The following is a 531-nucleotide window of genomic DNA, read 5'->3' as shown; positions in this document are numbered from 1 at the left end:
GGCGAGGTTGACGTGGAGACCGGTGTGATCGGACGTGCGCGCCTGGGCCGACGACAGGGCGGCCGTGAGCGGTGCGGGCAGCCGTGCGGCGTCCCCCACGTGCTGGACCCGCCAGTTGCGGAAGTGCGAGACGTCCTCGGCGAGATCGGCGACCTCCTCACGATGCTCCGTGCCGACGGCGAGGACGAGACCGCCGCCCCGCAGCCCGGGCTCGGCGAGCTCGACGCCCTGCTCGCCGAGTTCACGGGTGCGGGGCTCGACGTGACGCTCCGGACCGAAGGGGACGTCGCGCGAGTGTCGCGGGCGGTCGACGTCGTCGCCTACCGCGTGATCCAGGAGGCGCTCACGAACGCGCACAAGCACGGGGGCGGCGGACGCGCCCACGTCCTGGTGTCGGTCGGGGGCGACTCCGCCGAGATCGTCGTCACCAATCCCGTCGCAGCCCGACCCGGCATCGGCTCGGCCGCGGGAGCCGCAGACTCCCACGGCGGTCACGGCCTGCTGGGGCTGCGCGAACGCGTCGCGGCCGTC

1 protein-coding gene is annotated in these 531 nt (G+C 74.6%); it reads left to right on the top strand.

What is annotated here, in order from left to right; all coding sequences use genetic code 11:
- Nucleotides 1-531: sensor histidine kinase (locus AC4FQ5_RS20135; RefSeq protein ID WP_491146511.1), on the top strand; the 531-nt coding region annotated here is incomplete at both ends.

This window comes from Chryseobacterium sp. DT-167 (genome assembly GCF_058310155.1).
Note: the sequence above shows the minus strand (reverse complement) of the source record. Positions and strands in the feature narration are given on the sequence as shown.